The 675-nt window shown below is 67.3% G+C and carries 1 protein-coding gene; it reads left to right on the forward strand.

The window, feature by feature from the left end; genetic code table 11:
* Positions 1–12: 12 nt before the first annotated feature.
* A partial coding sequence (locus Acor_RS00165) for a non-ribosomal peptide synthetase (protein WP_308805610.1) occupies positions 13–675 on the forward strand: 663 nt, incomplete at its 3' end.

Genomic DNA, 675 nt, shown 5'->3' on the forward strand with positions numbered 1-675 from the left:
ATCGGTCGGCCGATTGCGAATACCGAGGTGTTCGTGCTGGATCGGTTCGGTGGTCTGGTTCCGGTCGGGGTGCCGGGTGAGTTGTATATCGGGGGTGCGGGGGTCGCGCGGGGCTATTGGGATCGGCCTGAGCTGACGGCGGAGCGGTTTGTTGATCATCCGTTCTCCGATGATGGTTCGGCTCGGCTGTATCGGACGGGTGATCTGGTCCGGTGGCGGGCCGATGGGCAGCTGGAGTTCCTCGGGCGGCTGGACAATCAGGTGAAGCTGCGGGGGCTGCGGATCGAGCTGGGGGAGATCGAGTCGGCGCTGGCGGGGCATCCGGCGGTGGCGGCCGCTGTGGTGGTGGTGCGTGAGGACGTGCCCGGCGACAAACGCCTGGTGGCCTATTGCGTGCTCGCCGGTGGCGGCGAGGAGGACGTGGCCGGTTTGCGGGAGTGGTGCCGGCGGAGTCTGCCCGAGTACATGGTCCCGGCCTGGTTTGTGTTCTTGGAGTCGTTGCCGCTGACCCCGAACGGGAAAGTCGACCGCAAGGCGCTGCCGATGCCGCAAGGCCAGCGCCCTGACGTGGGCGACTCCTATGTCGCGCCGCGGAATGAGGTCGAGGCGGTCATCGCGGATGTGTGGGCGCAGGTGCTGGGAGTCGACCGTGTCGGCGTCCACGACAACTTCTTC

Origin of the sequence: Acrocarpospora corrugata (genome assembly GCF_009687845.1) — a bacterium.
GTDB classification, from domain to species: Bacteria; Actinomycetota; Actinomycetes; order Streptosporangiales; family Streptosporangiaceae; genus Acrocarpospora; species Acrocarpospora corrugata.